We start from the raw sequence: 18,463 nt of genomic DNA on the forward strand, positions 1-18,463 counted from the left end.
CGGACATGGGCGCACGAACTGGCCCGGCCCATCGGCGCCGGGCACGGTCGGCCCTGGCACCATCGCAGCATCCGCAGCATCGCGGGACGGCGACGCGGACGGAGGCCAGGTCAGGGAGGGACGATGCGGTTACTGCTCGTGGAGGACGACGCGCCGCTGGCCGACGCGGTCGCGCGCGGCCTGCGGCGGGAGCGTTTCGCCGTCGACGTGGTCCATGACGGCGAGGGCGCGCTCGACCGGATCGCGCTCGTCGACTACGAGATCGTGGTTCTCGACCGCAACCTCCCCGGTCTGCCCGGCGACACCGTCTGCGAGCGGATCGTGGGTGAGCGGCGGCCGGCGCGCATCCTCATGCTGACGGCGTCGGACGACGTCTCCGAGCGGGTCGAGGGGCTCATGCTCGGGGCGGATGACTATCTCCCGAAGCCGTTCGACATGCGGGAGCTGGTGGCGCGGATCCGGGCACTCGGCCGACGCGCCCACCGTGCCGCACCACCGGTGCTGCGATGGCGGGACATCACCCTGGACTCCGCCCGGCGAACAGCTCTGCGCGGGGACCGCGACCTGCGGCTGACAAACCGCGAGTTCGCACTGCTCGAGACGCTGATGCTCGCCGACGGCGCCGTGCTCAGCGCGGAGCAGCTGATGGAGAGCGTGTGGGACGACCGGCTCGACGCGTTCAGCAACGCGGTCCGCGTCACCATCCTGACCCTGCGCCGGAAACTCGGGGATCCGCCCGTCGTCATGACCATTCCGGCAGCGGGGTACCACCTCTCATGACGTTCAGAATTCGTATCACCGTCATGATCTCGATCGCGCTGGTCGTCGCCGGATCCTTCACGTTGGTGGTCAACACGATCGTACTGAGAAACGTCAGGTATCCGTCGGTGTACTCGTTCAACAGTTCCCTGCTGGAGGAACTGAACATTTCGCGGCCCACCGTGGTCGAGTACATTCGCCAGCATCCCGAGGACCTTTTCGCCTCCCGGTTCGACGAACAGCCCCTGCCGGATGGCCGGACCGTCGGTGACGTGGGCCGCGCGATCCAACAGCGCCCGCTCGACGAGGCACTCTCGAGCGCGCGGCGCTGGTCGTTCGTGGGCCTGCTGGTGGTGCTCGTCGGCGCGGTGGGGGCGGCCTGGGCGCTGGCCGGCGGCATCCTGCGGCCGATCCGGACGATGACCGCCCGCGCCCGGTCGGCATCCGCGTCGGACCTCGGGGACAGGGTGGCGGCCACCGGCCCGAACGACGAGATCAAGGAGCTGGCCGACACCTTCGACGCGATGCTCGACCGGCTCGCGGTCGCGTTCGACGCGCAACGCCGGTTCGCCTCCCAGGTCGCCCATGAGCTGCGCACACCGCTGGCCACCAGCAGGACCGAGATCGCGATGCTGCTCGACGACACGGCCGACCCCGACGTCACCGCCCGGCTGCGGGCCGTCTCCGACGCCGTCGACCGCGGCGAACGGCTCGTGTCACGGCTGCTCGTGCTCTCCCGCACCGACCCGCAGGCGCTGGAGACGTCACGGTTCGCGCTCGACGAGCTGGTCGGCAACGTCCTGGGCCGGGTCGTGGAGGCGCCGGTCTTCTCCCGGCTGCGCCTGGACGTCGACCTGCACAGCGCGGCCGTCGAATGCGACCGTGCGCTGCTGGAAAGCCTCGTGCGCAACCTGCTCGACAACAGCGCGCGGCACAACCGGCCCGACGGCTGGGTCCGGGTCAGCGTCGGCACAGCGCACAGCGCACAGTCCACGGACTCCGGCATCGGCGCGGCCGCCCCCGATACCGGCACCGKCACCGGCGGTCCCGACTCCGCCGTCGTGTGCCTTCGCATCGCCAACTCGGTCGCCGCACCCACCCAGGACGGCGAACCCACCCTGGACGCCGGGCCCACCCTGGACGGCGCAAGCACGCCGGTTGCCCTCCCCGCCGTGGAGCCGGCTGCCGCGCCCGGGCCGGCGGGTACGGGGCTGTCCATCGTCAACGCGGTCCTGCAGGCACACGGCGGGACCATCACCTGGAGCCGCGGCCCCGGCGAGGTGACGGCCCTCGTCCGGCTCCCGTCCGCTGCCAGCGCCCGGCCGTCCACCCTCGCCATGGCCGGCCACGCGGCGAGCGGCGAGCTAACGCCCAGCTAACGCGGCGCTCGGTAGGTTTCCGCCGATTCCGTCCAGTAGTCCTGCCAGACCGGCTGGAGGACGGCGGGGGCCGTACCACTCGCGTTGGCGACATCGGAGTCCGTGGGCCATCCCCGCCGTGACTCCCCGGGTGCGCAGGGCGTTATCTCCAGGGAGCGCACCGATGCCGAAAGCGACGTCCATATCACCGGGACCACGAAGGCGATGGTCGCGGTGGTTACCACTGGGGCTGGCCGCGATCCTGCTGGCCGTTCCAGCCTGCTCGGATTCGAAGCCGGACCAGCCGGGAAAACCGGCCGCCACCGGGAACGCGACCGGCGGGATTCCCGCTCCGCCCAGGGACGAGCCGATTTCGGTACGCGAACTGCCGCTTCCACCGGTCGCGCCCAGCGATGATCCGGGCGCCTGCACGGCAGCCGTGAACCCGCATCACACGGGCTGTCTCTCCGGGCGCGGCGGCTTCCAGTCCGGCGGCTATCTGCCGGACGGGAAGAGCGTCACCGCCCGGGTCACCTTCGCCGGCGCGCCCGCCGCGCCCGATCCCGCCAGCGTCTACAGCGGCGGCCAGCTGATCATCGTGCGGACGGACGGGAAGACCTTCGCGGGCGGTGACGCCTGGAAATGCCTCACCTGCGGTGTGCCGGCGGCGAACGCGGTGAGCACCAACCAGGCGATGGACTACCCGCAGCCCTTCCGCGACGGAAAGCGCGTGCTGTTCGGCACCAACATCCTCGACTGCGGGGAGCATCCGCTCGCCGACGAGGCGTGCACCCCGGCCGAGACCCACATCTACCCGATCCGGTGGGAGAACACCGCGGACGGCTCCGGCAAGGGCGGCAGCCTGCGCGAGCTGCGCATCCACCCGGACGACGTCCACCTCGGGTTCAGCAGCTTCACGATCGGCAACGGCCGGTTCGGCCAGTTCGCCTACCTGGGGCGGCTGGAGTTCGACCCGGCCCCGACCACCGGCACACCGCTGGCGCCGCGCTACGACGTCGTCAACGTGACCCGGCTTTTCGACCCGGCCGACACGCAGCCGATGTCCGTCGACGCCTCGGACCCGGCCGCGCTGGTCTACGACCGCGACGCGCTGTCCGTGGGCGAGCTGCGCGGTTTCAGCGCCGACGGGAAGGAGGTCACCTACATCGGGTATCCCGAGGAGTCGTCCAACATCGATGTCTTCGCCGCCGACCTGACCACGGGCAAGGTACGCCGCCTGACCGCGAACCCGGAGTACGTCGACCCGGTCGACCTCTCCCCCGACGGTAACTGGACGGTCGCGATGGACACCCGCGGCTCCGACCGGCAGATGTTCCTGGCGGCCATGCGGGACGTCCCCCCGATCACCGACATGGTCACCACCAGCGCGACCTCGTCGACCCGCAACAACGGGATGCGGCGGTTCTTCCAGCCGATCCTCATCGACCGCTACGGCGACCGCGGCGACTACCAGGGCCAGCGGATCAACGCCGCGGGCGACGGCAGCCCGGGCAGCGTCAACGACCCGAACTGGAACGGCATGGCCGACCCGAGGTGGTCACCCGACGGCACGGCCATCGTCTACTGGCAGGCGCTGGCCACCTCCCCCGCCTGCGGCGGCGAGAACCCGCTGCCGTGCGAGACGTCCACCGCGCAGGGCGGCCGCACGTACCGGATGATGATCGCCGAGCTGACCAGCCGCGAACCCGCGCCGGCACCGAAGGTGGCGCCGATCCCGGACGACGTCCCGTGGGGCGTGAAGTACGTCCCGGGCAGCGCGATCCCGAGCCGGCCGCACGTGCCGGCGGGCACCTACACCGTCACCGGCGCCAGGGGCGGCTCGGCGAAGGTCGAGGTCACCGAGAGCGCCGACAAGGTCGCGGTCGAGACCGTCGCCGTGGCCTACACCGACTTCACCGACGACGGTGTCAGCACCCTCAACGGCACCGAGAAGGTGACGGTGACCGTGCCGGCACTGACGACGTCGAAGGTCGACTGGTTCTCCGACCTGACCCAGACCGTCCGGGCGAAGGACGGGACCACGACGACGAACACGAAGAAGAGCAGCCCGGACGGGTTCCACCTGACGATCGACGTCCTGACCAACATCTTCGAGGCGACCGGCACCCTGACGACCACCATCGACGGCAAGGCCTACCGGCAGCCGGCGAACCGCACGTAGCCGGCGGCCCCACCACGAGGCGCGGCGGCGGGCCTCTCCCCCGCCGTCGCGCCGGTGGGCGGCCGGTACGCCACGGCACCGGCGCGCCGCCGGCCGGGTCACCGACCGCGGCGACGGCGGCGACGGCGCGCCGTGGTGCCCGATCACGGCAAGATCAGACCGGCGGCGTCGGCACCGGCCCGGCAGGCATGGCGCTCGCATACGATCTACCGGGCGAGCCGTCGGTCGGAGCGGGCTGGTCGCGTGCTCCGGAACAGACGGCCGACCGGCGCCTCGACGCCGCCACCGCGGGGGCTGACAACAGCCGGTCCGGGGCCATCGGTCTCGCGCCGAGGGCCTCTCCCCGCGCCTGCACACCTGATTTTCCTTTCGCCAGGCTCCACCAGGCATCACCAGGACGAAGGGAAAGACGTGGAGAACTTCTTTCGTCGTCGTGTGCTCGCGCCCGCCGTCACCACCCTCGTCGCGGCGTTCTCGGGGTCCGTGAGCACCGCTCCCGCACAGGCCGCGACGCCTGACCGGTACGTGGCCCTCGGGGACTCCTACTCCTCGGGCAGTGGAGCGGGAAGCAGCGATCTCGACGCCGACTGCGCCCGCAGCACCTATTCCTACCCCTATCTCGTCGCCAGTCAGCGGCCCGGCACCGAGCTCACCCTCGCCGCGTGTGGCGGGGCGGTCACCTCGGACGTGACCGACTCACAGGTGAACGCCCTCACCCCGGAGACGAAGTACGTCACCATCACCATCGGCGGAAACGACATCGGGTTCGGCGACCTGGTGCGCAGCTGCACGCTTTCCGACTGCACGTCCACGGTCGACACCTCGAACGCACGGATCACCGGCGAACTTCCGGCGAAGCTCGACACCACGTTCGCGGCCATCAGGTCGAAGGCGCCGTCCGCCACCGTCGTCGTGCTCGGATATCCACGGCCGTTCGCGGACCGTACGTGCTCCGCGGYGCCCGGGGTGACCGTTGCGAAGCAGGCCGCCCTCAACAACCTGGTGGACAACCTCGACGCAGTCCTGGCGGACCGGGCCCAGGCCGCCGGGTTCGTCTACGGAAACCCGAATCCCGCCTGGGCCGGGCACGATGTATGCGCCAGCACGCCTTTCACCAACGGTCTGGTGATTTCGGCCCTCGGCGAGTCCTACCACCCCACCCGTGCGGGCTACGCCAGCGGCTACACCCCGCTGGTCCGTTCCCTCATCGGCTGAGCACAGCCGCAGCGAACCCGTTCCCCAGCCCGGAGCCAGGCATACCAGACATTTACTGCCACTCCACATCAAGCTAAGAATTCGGCCGGATCGGTCACCACCGAAACACCGCTGCGGGCGGCCGTCGATTTACCCTCACCCACCACTTCGCCCTGGTTTCCTTTGACCACATTCCTTACACTCGGAACACTGGCAACGCGACCATTTCCCATGGCCAGCAGATATTCGGACGGCGTGTCGGCCCACCGGCACGCCTCATTTCGTCCGCATGCAAAGGGAGCCTGCGATGGAATCGCGTCATGTTGCGCACGAGGACCATGAGGACCACGTGGCCGAATTCGGGCCGGCGGCGGAGCCCGCGGCAGCCCCGCGGGCCAGGAAGACGTCGCGCCGGTCGGTGCTCGCCGCCGCGGCGGCCGGCCTCGCGGGTTGGACACCGCTGTCCCGGATCTCCGCCGCCGCCGCGGCGACCCCGACCCCGCCGAACTTCCCCGCCGCGATACCGCTTTACCGGCAGGCCTACGAGAACTGGTCCGGCGAGATCGCCGTCGATGACGTGTGGACCGCGGCACCGGCCTCCCCGGCGGACGTCGTCACGATCGCCAACTGGGCCCATGCCAACGGCTACCGCATCCGCGCCCGGGGCAGCGGCCACAACTGGTCGCCGCTGACCCTGCCCGCCGGCTCGCAGGGAGCCGGTGTCGTCCTCGTGGACACCACCGAGCATCTCACCGCCGTCACCGTCGCCGCCGGTTCCCCCGCCACTGTGCGCACCCAGACCGGTGTGACCATGGAAACCCTGCTCACCCGGCTGGAGACCGCCGGCTACGGCCTGACCGCCACCCCCGCGCCCGGAGATCTGACCGTCGGCGGCGTGCTGGCCATCGGTGGCCATGGCACAGCCATTCCGGCCACCGGCGAGACCCCGGTGGCGGGCACGACCTACGGCTCGCTGAGCAATCTGATCGTCTCGTTCACCGCGGTCGTCTGGGATTCGTCGGCGAACGCGTACGCGCTGCGCACCTTCAGCCGCTCCGAGGCGGCGTCGAAGGCGTTCCTCACCCACCTTGGCCGGGCGTTCCTCACCGAGGTCGTGCTGCAGGTCGGCGCCAACCAGCGGTTACGCTGCCAGAGCTGGTTCGACATTCCGTGGACGCAGCTGTTCGCCGCTCCCGGCTCCGGGGCGACGCGGACGTTCGCCAGCTACGCGGAGAGCGCCGGCCGGGTCGAGGCCATCTGGTTCCCGTTCACCGACAATCCGTGGCTCAAGGTCTGGAGCCGCAGCCCGTCCCGGCCGCTGCTTTCCCGTACGGTGAACAGCCCGTACAACTACGGGTTCTCCGACAACCTGCCGAAGCAGGCCACCGACCTGATCGCGCAGATCATCGCCGGAAACGGGTCACTCACGCCGACGTTCGGGCAGACCCAGATCGCGCTCGTCGGCACCGGCCTCATCACGACCGCGACCTATGACATCTGGGGCTGGTCGAAGAACCTGCTGTTGTACGTGCGCCCGACGACGCTGCGGGTCACCGCGAACGGCTACGCCATTCTCACCAGCCGCGCGAACATCCAGCGGGTGGTCAACGAGTTCTGTACGTACTACCGGTCCCGGCTCACGGCCTACCAGGATCAGGGGCGTTATCCCATGAACGGCCCGGTGGAGATCCGGGTCACCGGGCTGGACGCCACCGGCGATGTCGGGGTCACCTCGGCCGGTTCACCACAGCTGTCCGCGGTCCGGCCACGGCCGGACCACTCCGACTGGGATGTGGCTGTCTGGCTCGACATTCTCACGGTGCCCGGCACGCCGTACTCAAACCAGTTCTTCCGCGAGGTCGAGGCCTGGATCTTCGGCAACTTCAGCGGGAACTACGCCGCCGTGCGCCCCGAATGGTCGAAGGGCTGGGCCTACACCACCACGGCCGCCTGGGCCGACGGCCCGACGATCGGCACGACCATCCCCAACGCCTACCGCGCCGGCCAGCCCGCCGCCGACAACTGGGACACCGCCCGCAGCACGCTCAACTCCTTCGACCCACACCGCATCTTCACCACCCCCCTGCTCGACGCCCTCGTCCCATAGCGGGAAGACGCCGGCCGTGCGGTAGGGAGCCAGCCGTGCGATCCGGCCGTCGGCCGCACGGTGCGGCGTACTCAGCCGTGCGGTGCGACGAACAGGGTGTGCAGCGTCTGGCCGAACGTTCCTTTCACGTCTCCGAGCACGGTCGTGGTGGTGCCGCCGCCGGCGTTGTCGACCATGGTCGTCGCGCGCATGCTGATCCACTCGCCCTCGGGCTGGCGCAGCAGGCTGGCGACGAGGTCGACGTTCGTGAACAGGTGGGTTCGGGGGTCGAGCACGGCGCTCACCCCGCTGCCCGCGTCAGCGAGGAGCATCGTCAGCTGGGTCGGGCTGATGGTCTCCCCGGCCACCAGCGGGACCTGCGGACGAGCCCAGACCGTGCACGGGCCGGGTTCGACGACGTGCCCGTCCACGGGGCGCCAGTCCACGGCGGCGATGTAGCCGCGGGCGAGGAACCGGGCGATGTCACTGTCCGGGATGGCCGAATGCACCGTCTCGGGTGCCGGCAGGGGCTCGAGCTGGGTGAGGCCGAGATCCGGCACGGTTCCCGGGGCGACCCGTCGCCACCAGGCCTGGGCGCTCGCCCAGGTCCGCTCACCGTCGCCCACCTCGGCCCGCAGCAGCGCCACCTTCCGGCCGGGCCGAACCACTGCCGCCTTGACCTGGACGTCCCCGACGGGGACGGGTGCCAGGAAGTCGACCGCGATCCTGGCCAGGTGGCCGCCCACCAGGCCGGCCTCGTCCGCCGCCTGTTCGAGGGCCCGGGTGAGCACGGCGCTGGTCGCCCCGCCGTGCTGCTGCCGCTCCGACCAGGGGCCATGGCTCGTGGGGGTCGCGCGCAGGACCGCCGCGTCGGCGGAGCCGGCGCCGGCTCCGGCGGGCACCGTGCCGACGGGGAGGAAGAAGGCCTGGTCCGACGTGTTCACGGATCACCTCGATAGCCCCGTCCGTCCGATGAGGACGAAGCAGATTCTAGGACAGTTGTCCTAGAGCTTGTCGAGGACGCCTGTCCTAGTCAAGCTGGAGCGGCGCCAGTGCGCCGCCGGGCACCCGCGAGAGGCGACGGATCGTCGGCGTCGACCAGGCCCAGCCAGCCGCACGCTCGCGGACCGGAGAGGACGGAACGGATGGCAGACCGCACGGGGAAGCCGGTCGGCAGCGGCGGCGCACCTCCCGCCGGCCGCCGGGACACCAGGGCGCGGATGGTCGTGGCGGCGGCGGAGCTGTTCCGCGAACGCGGCTACGACGGCACCGGGTGCCGGGATGTCGTGGCCCGCGCCCACGCCGCCCGTGGTGCGATCTACCACCACTTCCCCGGCGGCAAGACCCAGATCGGGGTGGACGCCGCGCGCTGGGCTGGTGACCGGGTCGCACAGCGCATCGAGGCCGCCTGCGCCGACGCCGCGCCCGGCGACGCCGTCCGCGCCGTGCTCGACCTCGCCGAGCAGATCCTGATCGGCGGCGGTGGGCCGGCCGGGTGCCCGGTGGCCGCGGTCGCCCTGAGCGCCGAGGACACCGACGGCATGCTGCGCGCTGTCGCCAACGACGCCTTCGACCGGTGGCGGGCGGCGATCGCCGGCTGCCTCACCAGCGATGGGGTGGACGCCGCGCGTGCCGTCCGCTTCGCCGCGATGACCGTGGCGGCGGTCGAGGGCGCGGTCCTGCTCTGCCGGGCCGCCGGCGGCATCGAGCCCTACCGGGACGTGCGCGCAGGCATCCTCGATCACCTCGACCACCTGCTCGGCACGGTCACTCCGAACGCCGCCCCGTAGCTCGGCGGAATCGCCGAGCGGGGTCGGAAGGCGACCAACTCCAACAACCGTCACTTCCCGATCGACATGGTGAAATTTTCACCAGAGGGATTGCGCCCTGTTGATCAACGGCGAAAGCTCGTCGACATGGACTACCGAGTACTTGGCCGCACCGGCGTGCGGGTCTCCCCGCTCTGCCTGGGCGCGATGATGTTCGGCGCCTGGGGCAACCAGGACCATGACGATTCCACAAAGATCATCCACCGGGCGCTGGACGCCGGGGTCAACTTCATCGACACCGCCGACATCTACTCGAACGGCGAGTCGGAGCAGATCGTCGGCAAGGCACTCGCCGGTCGCCGCGACGACGTGGTGCTCGCGACCAAGCTGTTCATGCCGATGGGGCCGGACACCAACCAGCGCGGGCTGTCGCGGCGCTGGATCGTCACCGAGGTGGAGAACAGCCTGCGGCGCCTCGGCACCGACTGGATCGACCTCTACCAGGTGCACCGCCCCGACCCGTCGACCGACATCGACGAGACGCTCAGCGCGCTGACCGACCTGGTCCGCGCCGGCAAGATCCGCTACTTCGGCAGCTCGACGTTCCCCGCGCACGAGGTCGTCGAGGCGCAGTGGGTCGCCGAGCGCCGCAACCGCGAGCGGTTCGTCACCGAGCAGCCGCCGTACTCGCTGCTGGTGCGCGGCATCGAGGCCGACCTGCTGCCGGTGGCGCAGCGGTACGGGCTCGGGGTGCTGCCGTGGAGCCCGCTCGCCGGCGGCTTCCTCTCCGGGCGCTACACCCGCGACGGCGGTGAGGTCACCAGCACGCGGACAGCGCGGGTGCCGGGCCGGTTCGATCTGTCCGTCCCGGCGAACCAGCGCAAGGTCGAGGCCGCGATCGCCTTCGGGGACCTCGCCGCCGAGGTCGGCATCAGCCTGATCGAGCTGGCGCTGGCGTTCGTGCTGCGCCATCCGGCGGCGACCTYGGCGATCATCGGCCCGCGCACGATGGATCACCTGGAAAGCCAGCTCACCGCGGCCGACATCACCCTGGACACCGCGACCCTGGACCGGATCGACGAGATCGTCCCGCCCGGCGTCAACGTCAACCCGGAGGACGCCGGCTACGTCCCGCCGGCCCTCGCCGACTCCGCGCTGCGCCGCCGCTGACCGGCACCGTCGGCCGGAGTCCGCTGGCCGACACCGATGTGACCGACACCGAGCCGCGTCGCGGCTGATGAGCGACGCCTGCCGGTAGAGCGACGCCTGCCGGTATGCAGTGCTCCTGCCGGGGCGGACAGCGGTGGTACCGAGGTCCCCCCGGCAGGACGCGGGCCGTCACTCGCGCTCTGCACGCCACACCCGCGCCCCGCGTTCCCCTCCCACGCACCGCGCCCGCGCACCGCACCCGCACCCGCGCCCGCGCGCCGTGCCCGCGTGTTCGCCGGACCTCCTCGTGACACGTGCATCCGCGGATCCGCGCGAACCGCGGCGGGGGCGGATACGGCGGACGGACCTTGTGCCGGAGCACAAAGGTGCCGGTCTTTCGCACCCGGACGCGACCGTGCGTACGCCAAAAATCTGTGCATCCGCCAAAAACAGGAAAGCGCTCTTGGGCCGGGAGGCCTCGGCCCGCCGGAAGTCCTGAAACCCGTTCCACACCGGGGGCGGGTTCATCGCGCAAAGTCTCGATGTCGGCCCGACCGGCCATGTCGACACCACCGGTGTAGATACCGTCTCGGCAGCCCTGGGCGGGGTGTTACGGGCCGATGGAGGCGATCGGGACCTCTGCCGGAGGCACCCAGGGCGGGTCCGACACCTGGGTATTCGTCGCGAGCGACCGACACGTTGACGCCCACGTCAAAAGTTGGGAGCATGTGCCCACCTTCGCCCCGGACAATGTTCAGCCAATCTGAATGCGGGCTTGTGAGACCGGCCGGTCCCCCACAGGTATGTATTTTTCATGCTCCATGGTGCGGCGGTTCCGACGACTTTGAGGAGACGTATATGCAGCACACGGTGGCCCCCGGCGGCCGGCCGACACCGAGACCGGCGCGGCGGCGGTTGGTGCGGGCGGGCTTAGCCGCGCCCTTAGCCGCGCTCCTGTTTGTCGCCGCCTGCAGCTCGGACGATGAGGCCACGCCCAGCCCGGCGGACGCGAGCGCGGCCGCGGGTGCGCTCGGCCCGGTCGACAAGGCCGCGGGCGAGCCCGTCAAGATCGGCATCGTCTCGGACGGCAAGTCCGCCGGAATCGACAACTCCGTGCAGTTCGCCGTCGCGGACGCCACCGCCAAGTACCTGAACGAGCACCGCGGGGGCATCGGCGGCCGGCCCGTCGAGGTGGTGACCTGCGAGACCCAGGCGGACCCGGCCAAGGGCACCGACTGCGGCAACCAGCTGGTCGAGAAGAACGTCGTCGCGGTCGCGGTCGGCGAGTCCGCCGTCGCCGAGGCTGTCTGGAAGCCGTTGTCCGACGCGGACATCCCGACGATGTTCTTCGGCGCCGGCAGCCCGTCGATCCTGTCCGACCCCACCAGCTTCACCGTGGGCGACCCGAACTTCGCGGTGCTGAACCTGCCCATCAGCCTGGCGAAGGACGAGGGCATCAAGAAGGTCACGACGGTGGTCATCGACGTGCCGGCCGCGCTGCACAGCGCGGAGGAGGTCGCACCCGGCCTGATGAAGAAGGCGGGTCTCGAGTACCAGCTGATCCGCATCGCTCCGGGCACCGCCGACATGACGCCGCAGATGCAGAGCGTCGTGAGCAACAAGTCCGGGCTGGTGTTCATCATCGGCAACGACTCGTTCTGCATCAGCGCGATCAACGGTCTGCGGTCCGTCGGGTACGACGGCAAGGTCAGCGCCATCTCGCAGTGCATCACCGACGCCACCCGCAAGGCGGTGCCGGGAGACGCGCTGGAGGGGATGACCATCGGTGCCTCCGTCCCGGTCGGCGGAGACGATCCGTCCAGCCTTCTCTACAACTCGGTGGTCGAGACCTACGGGAAGGACATCGAGCCCGACTCGTCCGCGGGCCGGGGCATGTTCGTGACGTTCGCCGGCCTTGCGGCGTCCCTCGAGGACATCACCGGTGAGATCACCCCGGCGACGGTCACCGCGGCCATCAAGGCGATGCCGGAGAAGGAGCTGCCGGGCGCCGGCGGACTGAAGTTCCACTGCGACGGCAAGGCCTACCCGGAAACCCCGGCCGCCTGCGTGCAGGGTGGGCTGACGACCGAGCTCGACGGCAAGGGTGAGCCGACGGCGTACACGGTGCGAGGAAACTCCTAGATCTCGAACCGATGAGATGATCCAGCAAACGAACCGGCCGTCGAGGAGCATCCTCGACGGCCGGTTCGACCGCTCCGTCAGGCGTTTGACACGTGGGCGGGGCCGTACCAGCCTGACGGCTCGCAGAACTGATCCGGAAGATGCCGGGAGATCGTGATGGAACATATAGGTTCGCTGCTTCTCGGCCTGGGAAACGGCGGGGTGTACGCGGCGTTGGGCCTGGCCCTCGTGCTCACCTATCGGAGCTCGGGAGTCATCAACTTCGCGACCGGAGCCGTGGCGCTCTACGTCGCCTACTCCTACGCCTTCTTACGGGACGGGCAGCTCCTCGTCCTGTTACCCGGTCTGCCCGAGTCGGTCGACATCGGCGGATCCTGGCCGCTGGCCCCGGCGGCCGCGCTCTCCCTGCTGCTCGGGGCCCTGCTGGGTGCGATCCTGTACCTGGCGGTCTTCCGGCCGTTGCGTGAGGCACCCCCACTCGCCCGGGCGGTGGCCTCCCTCGGCGTCCTGGTCGTCATCCAGTCGACGATGGCGATCCGGCTCGGTACCTCTCCCGTCAGCGTCAGCGCGATCTTCCCCGCGGAGCGATGGGAGTTCGGCGACGCGAAGCTCCTGTCGGACCGCTTCTACCTGGTCGTCGCCGTGGTGGTCCTGACCCTGGTGCTGACCGCGGTCTACCGCTTCACCCGCTTCGGCCTGCTCACCAGGGCGGTCGCGGAGTCCCAGACCGGCGCCTACGTCAGCGGCGTCTCACCGGACCGGATCGCCCTGTTCAACTGGATGATCAGCGGGGTGACCGCCGGTGCCGCCGGCATCCTCATCGCGCCGCTGAGCCCACTGTCCCCGACCACGTACACGCTGTTCGTCGTGCCGGCGCTGGCCGCCGCCGTGGTCGGCGGGTTCAAGAACCTCATCCCGACGGTCGCGGCCGGCATCGTGATCGGCATGCTCCAGGCCGAAGCCCAGTCCCTGGTCTCCGAGGACGTCTCCTGGCTGCCGAAGACCGGCTCGTCGGAGCTCATCCCGCTGGTGGTCATCCTGGTCGCCCTCCTGATCACCGGACGAGGCCTGACGGTCCGCGGCGGCCTGCTCCGCCAGCCGCTGGGCCGGGCGCCCCGGCCGCGGTCCCTGACGCTGCCGACACTGTCCGGCACCGCCCTCGGTGTGCTCGGCCTGCTGGTCACCACCGGAACCTGGCGGGCCGCGGTCATCGGCACCTTCATCGCCGCTATCATCGGCCTGTCGCTCGTCGTCGTGACGGGCTACGCCGGCCAGGTCTCACTCGCCCAGCTGGCGCTCGCCGGCAGTGCCGCGTTCACGCTGAGCGGCCTGACCCAGAGCTGGCACGTCCCGTTCCCGTTCGCGCCGCTGCTCGCCGCCCTCGCGGCCACCGTCCTCGGTGTGGTGATCGGGCTGCCCGCCCTGCGACTCAAAGGCCTGACGCTCGGCATCGTCACCCTCGCGCTGGCCTACACGATCGAGGCCGTGTGGTTCCGCAACACCGACATCGTCGACAGCGACGGCGCCCAGGTCACCCAGCCGAAGCTGTTCGGCCTCGACCTCAGCGTCGGCACCGGCCACGCCTTCCCACGCCTTCCCTTCGGCCTGCTGTGCCTGGCCGTGCTGGTCGCGGTGGCCTTCGGCGTCGCCAAGCTCCGGACCAGCGCACTCGGCTCGGCCATGCTCGCCGTCCGGGCCAACGAGCAGTCAGCCGCCGGCATCGGAATCAACGTCGTCGCGGTGAAGGTCGCCAGCTTCGCGATCGCGTCGTTCATCGCCGGCCTCGGCGGCAGCCTGCTGGCCTACCGACTCAACACCGTCACCTTCGCCTCGTTCACCGCGCTCGGTGGGCTCTCCCTGCTCTCCACCGCCTACCTCGCCGGCGTCACCTCGGTCTACGGCGGCATCCTCGCCGGTGTGATGGCCTCGACCGGCATCACCTTCATCGCGATGGACCGCTGGGTCCACCTCGGTGACTGGTTCCCCGTCATCACCGGCGTCCTCCTGCTCGTCGCCCTCATCGGCCACCCCGAAGGATTCGCCAGCGGTGGTCACGACCTCGCCGACCGACTGGACCGACTACGCCACCGCCGCGCCGGCAAGAGCCCCGCGAAGCAGGTCGCGGCGCCGGCAGCGGGCGCACTGAGCACACCGGCCGAAACGGCCGAGCCCTCCGCCGAGACGGTGGTGCTGGCGGGGCTCGCCAAGCCCGACGCGGCCGCGGAGGCCGACCCGGCGAAGCCGACCACGCAGGTGGCACCGGCGGGAACGGTGCTCGAGATCGACGGGCTGACGGTCCGCTACGGCGGTGTGACCGCGGTGTCCGAGGTCTCGATGCGGGTGGACGCCGGCCAGATCGTCGGCCTCATCGGGCCGAACGGCGCGGGCAAGACCAGCGTGATCGACGCGACGACCGGTTTCACCCGGGCCGACGGCACCGTCCGGCTCGCCGGCACCCACATCGAGGGGCTGCCCACGCACAGCCGGGTGCGCCGCGGCCTGGCCCGCACGTTCCAGTCCCTCGAGCTGTACGACGACCTCACCGTCGAGGAGAACGTCAGCGCGGCCCTGTTCGGCGCCAGCGGCGACGAACGCCACCGCGCCCTGGCGTCCGCGCTCGACCTGGTCGGACTCGCCGACCGGGCCGGCCGGCACGCCGGCGAGCTCAGCCAGGGCGAACGACAGCTGGTCTCGATCGCCCGGGCGTGCGCCACCGGGCCGAAGGCCCTGCTCCTGGACGAACCCGCCGCCGGCCTGGACACCACCGAGTCGGTCTGGCTCGGCGAACGCATCCGCTCCATCAGCGCCACCGGAGTCGGCGTGATCCTCGTGGACCACGACGTCTCGCTCGTGCTGTCCGTGTGCGACTACATCTACGTCCTCGACTTCGGCAAGGTCATCGCCGAGGGGGACCCGGCGGCGATCCGCGCGAACCGCGCCGTCGCCGACGCCTACCTCGGCTCCGTGCACGACGCCCTGGCGGACGAGGCAGCGGCGACGGACACGGCACCGACCGACCCGGCACCCGCGGCCGACCCGGCGGCAGCGGCCGAACCGGCGACACCAGTGGAGGCGGCGGCACCCGCCGACCCGGCAGCCTCGGAGGACCCGGCGGCACCGGCGATCGCCGAGCCGCTGACAGCGTCCGCGGCAGCTGCCGCGGCCACGACCACCCCCGCGACCGTGACGACCTCTTCGGCGGTGACGAAGTGAGCACCCGGCTGGAATGCACCGACCTCAGCGGCGGCCGCGGCAGCGCCACCGCGTTCCGCAACGTCGATCTCACCGTCGACGCCGGCAGCGTGCTGGCCCTGCTCGGACCGAACGGCGCCGGCAAGACCACGCTGCTGCTGACCCTGGCCGGCCTGCTGCCGGCCCAGGCCGGCACCATCAGCGTTGACGGGACCCGGCTGCGCAACGGCCGGCCGGCCGCCGCGAACGCGGCCGGCGTGGTTCTCGTCCCCGACAACCGCGCCCTGTTCACCACCCTCACCGTCGAGGAGAACATCCGGGTCGCGGCCCGCCGCAACGGCCCGAAACCGAAGAGCCTTCTCGAGACCTTCCCGGCGCTCGAGAAGCGGTGGAACCTGCCCGCGGGGGCCCTCTCCGGCGGTGAGCAGCAGATGCTGGTGATGGCGCGAGCCCTCGTCCAGCAGCCCCAGGTGCTGCTCATCGACGAACTCAGCATGGGCCTCGCGCCCCTGATCGTCGAGGATCTGTTCAAGACCGTCAGCGCCATCGCCGCCGACCACAAGTGCGCGGTCATCCTCGTCGAGCAGCACGTCAACCTGGCCCTCGAGGTCGCCGACAGCGCCGCCGTGCTCAACCGCGGCCGCATCGTGCTGCGGGGAGCAGCCAAGGAACTGGCCGCCTCCCCCGAACTGCTGGAAGGCGCCTACCTCGGCATTCATCAGGAGGAGGTCGCGGCGACCGCCGCGTCCTGACGCCACGGTCGCGGCGCCGCCGGCCGTCCCGGTCCTGACTTCCGGGACGGCCGGCTACCCGCGTGGTCGTTCCTCGGATGCCGGCGCGGAGGCGCCGGCCGCGTCCGAGGAGGTCAGCGAGAGGGTGCGGGCGCCGTCCGTGCCGTCGCGACGACCGCGAGCGCGCCGGTGCCGGCGTCGTGCACCTCGACGGTGCCGACGTCGCCGCGGACCTCGGCCCGCGCCACCGCCGGGCCGCGGCGCACCGGGCGAAGGTACTGCAGGCTCAGCGAGGTCAGGTACGACCCGGGTGCCGCTGACAGCACCGCCTCCTCGACAGCGAGCGGCAGGATGCCGCCGTTGAGCGTCCCCGAGGCGTTCACGACGTCGTCGGTGAACGGCAGGGACGCCACCCCCGCCCCGACCCGCCGGCAGCCAAGCCGCTCCGCGTACGGCGCAGCCAGCTCCCCACTCGCCGTGGCGAACAGGTCGAGGGGGCGCATGCCTGGTGGCATCAGCAGCATCGGGTCCGGCGCCGCCATGAACAGCGCCGTCCCGACGCCCAGGGGGCGGCCGGTGTCGTCGGCGAACTCGATGGCGGTCACGAGCACGGCCCGCCCGGTCTTCACCACCCGTCCGGTCGCGTGCACCATGCTCGCCGGACCCGCCGCGCCAGCCGGACCCTCGGCACGCGCCGGCGGCGAGATCGGCACCGGCTGGAACAGGTGGACGTCGAGAGCGAGTGTCACCGGGACGCGGGGGCCGAGCTCCCGCACCGCAAGCAGGCCCAGCTGGGTGTCGGCCAGCGCGCAGAGCGCGCAGATCCGCATCGCGGTCGTGCCGGGCACCGCCAGGTTCGCCACCGCGGGCATGGTGGCCTTCAGGACCGCGCCCTGCTCCTCGATCAGGATTCCGAGGTCCGCCAGCGCCGACGAGCGCGGCGCCGTCGCCTCGGCTCCGGTCAGCCCGGGCGCCGTCATGCGCCGGCCGCGGTGAACGTGCACCGGCCGCGCTCCAGGACGGGCACTCCGTCCGCGCTGGTCCGGAAGGTGGCCGAGGTGGCCGGGCCGCCGTCGGCATCGGGGCCGTCGACCCAGATGTCGATCGTGAGCGCCTGGCCGGGGAGGACGGGCCGGCTGAACCGGCCGTACATGGAGCGGAGCCGGCTCGGGTCGGAGCCGCAGAGCGCGTGCAGCAGAGCCCGGCAGGTGAATCCGTAGGTGCACAGGCCATGCAGGATGGGCCGGTCGTAGCCGCGGCCGGCCGCGAACACCGGATCGGAGTGCAGCGGGTTGCGGTCACCCGAGAGCCGGTAGAGGAGGGCCTGGTTGGGCAGGGTCCGGTAGGTCACCGAGTGATCCGGCGCCCGCCCGGGCGGCACAGCCGGCGTGACAGGCGCATCCGGCGTGACAGGCACAGCCGGTGCGGCCGGCACGGCGGCGGTCGTCCGGGTGCCGAAGCCGCCGGCGCCGCGGATGAAGACCCCGGTGCGGGTGCGCACGACGGCGGTGCCCGACTCGGGATCACTCGCCGTCGTCTCGGTCACCACGAGGGCGCCGGACCGCTTGTCGAGGATGTCGACGATCCGCCCGGTGAGCAGCACCCGCCCGTCCGGTCGCAGCGGCCCGAACCACTCGATGCGCTGTTCGCCGTGCACGACCATTCCCGGGTCGTGCGGCCCGACCACGCCCAGGTCCAGCGGGCCCTCCGCGGTGAACAGCAGCGCGAAGGTCGGCAGCACCCGCGGTTCGACGCCGGCGGAGTTCTCGGTGGTGAAGGCGAGCTCCTCGCCGGGGTCGGGGTACCCGGCGCCCACCCCGACCGCGTAGAGCATGGTGTCCCTGGCGGACCAGCTCCGTTCCACCGGGCCGGCGACCGTTCCGATCGCGTCGAGGTTCACC

General features: G+C 71.3%; 13 protein-coding genes. 10 read left to right on the forward strand and 3 right to left on the reverse strand.

The annotated features are described in order from the left end of the window. Positions 1-123 precede the first annotated feature (123 nt). From CcI49_RS05605 to CcI49_RS05625, 5 genes are all read left to right on the forward strand, one after another. A complete protein-coding gene (locus tag CcI49_RS05605) occupies positions 124-780 on the forward strand; it encodes a response regulator transcription factor (protein ID WP_054567667.1) in 657 nt (218 codons plus the stop codon). Next, positions 777-2,138, forward strand: a complete 1,362-nt coding sequence (locus CcI49_RS05610; RefSeq protein WP_076824765.1) for a histidine kinase dimerization/phospho-acceptor domain-containing protein — start codon at positions 777-779, stop codon at positions 2,136-2,138. The genes CcI49_RS05605 and CcI49_RS05610 overlap by 4 nt, the downstream gene beginning before the upstream one ends. 418 nt (positions 2,139-2,556) lie before the next feature. Further along, positions 2,557-4,299 (forward strand): hypothetical protein, encoded by a 1,743-nt coding sequence (locus tag CcI49_RS05615; RefSeq protein ID WP_241839910.1) that lies wholly within the window; start codon positions 2,557-2,559, stop codon positions 4,297-4,299. 411 nt (positions 4,300-4,710) lie between these two features. Beyond that, entirely contained in the window at positions 4,711-5,514 is an 804-nt protein-coding gene (locus CcI49_RS05620; RefSeq protein ID WP_076824768.1) for an SGNH/GDSL hydrolase family protein, read from the forward strand. 286 nt (positions 5,515-5,800) lie between these two features. After that, on the forward strand, positions 5,801-7,600 hold the full coding sequence (locus tag CcI49_RS05625) for a cholesterol oxidase substrate-binding domain-containing protein (protein WP_083749324.1): 1,800 nt from the start codon (positions 5,801-5,803) through the stop codon (positions 7,598-7,600). A 71-nt stretch (positions 7,601-7,671) separates the two neighbouring features. On the opposite strand, the gene CcI49_RS05630 is transcribed toward CcI49_RS05625, so the two are convergent. Further along, positions 7,672-8,523: a thioesterase family protein gene (locus CcI49_RS05630; protein ID WP_083749325.1), complete on the reverse strand. Its 852-nt coding sequence runs from the start codon at positions 8,521-8,523 to the stop codon at positions 7,672-7,674. Positions 8,524-8,724: 201 nt separating this feature from the next. On the opposite strand from CcI49_RS05630, the gene CcI49_RS05635 reads away from it, so the two are divergent. From CcI49_RS05635 to CcI49_RS05655, 5 genes are all read left to right on the forward strand, one after another. Further along, positions 8,725-9,369 (forward strand): TetR/AcrR family transcriptional regulator, encoded by a 645-nt coding sequence (locus tag CcI49_RS05635; RefSeq protein WP_054567673.1) that lies wholly within the window; start codon positions 8,725-8,727, stop codon positions 9,367-9,369. Positions 9,370-9,495: 126 nt separating this feature from the next. After that, entirely contained in the window at positions 9,496-10,518 is a 1,023-nt protein-coding gene (locus CcI49_RS05640) for an aldo/keto reductase (protein ID WP_076824771.1), read from the forward strand. Positions 10,519-11,355: 837 nt separating this feature from the next. Then, positions 11,356-12,639, forward strand: a complete 1,284-nt coding sequence (locus CcI49_RS05645; protein ID WP_076824773.1) for an ABC transporter substrate-binding protein — start codon at positions 11,356-11,358, stop codon at positions 12,637-12,639. Positions 12,640-12,795: 156 nt separating this feature from the next. Then, positions 12,796-15,852 (forward strand): branched-chain amino acid ABC transporter permease/ATP-binding protein, encoded by a 3,057-nt coding sequence (locus tag CcI49_RS05650; protein ID WP_054567676.1) that lies wholly within the window; start codon positions 12,796-12,798, stop codon positions 15,850-15,852. Next, positions 15,849-16,583, forward strand: coding sequence for an ATP-binding cassette domain-containing protein (locus tag CcI49_RS05655; RefSeq protein WP_054567677.1), 735 nt, complete (start codon positions 15,849-15,851; stop codon positions 16,581-16,583). Before CcI49_RS05650 ends, CcI49_RS05655 begins: the two co-directional genes overlap by 4 nt. A 113-nt stretch (positions 16,584-16,696) precedes the next feature. Here the strand turns inward: CcI49_RS05655 and CcI49_RS05660 are convergent, their stop codons facing one another. Together CcI49_RS05660 and CcI49_RS05665 are read right to left on the reverse strand one after the other, a co-directional pair. Next, a complete protein-coding gene (locus tag CcI49_RS05660; RefSeq protein WP_054567678.1) occupies positions 16,697-17,566 on the reverse strand; it encodes a hypothetical protein in 870 nt (289 codons plus the stop codon). After that, entirely contained in the window at positions 17,539-18,462 is a 924-nt protein-coding gene (locus tag CcI49_RS05665) for a MaoC/PaaZ C-terminal domain-containing protein (protein WP_054567679.1), read from the reverse strand. Before CcI49_RS05665 ends, CcI49_RS05660 begins: the two co-directional genes overlap by 28 nt. Position 18,463 lies beyond the last annotated feature (1 nt).

The organism is Frankia sp. CcI49 (assembly GCF_001983215.1).
Taxonomy (GTDB): domain Bacteria; phylum Actinomycetota; class Actinomycetes; order Frankiales; family Frankiaceae; genus Parafrankia; species Parafrankia irregularis.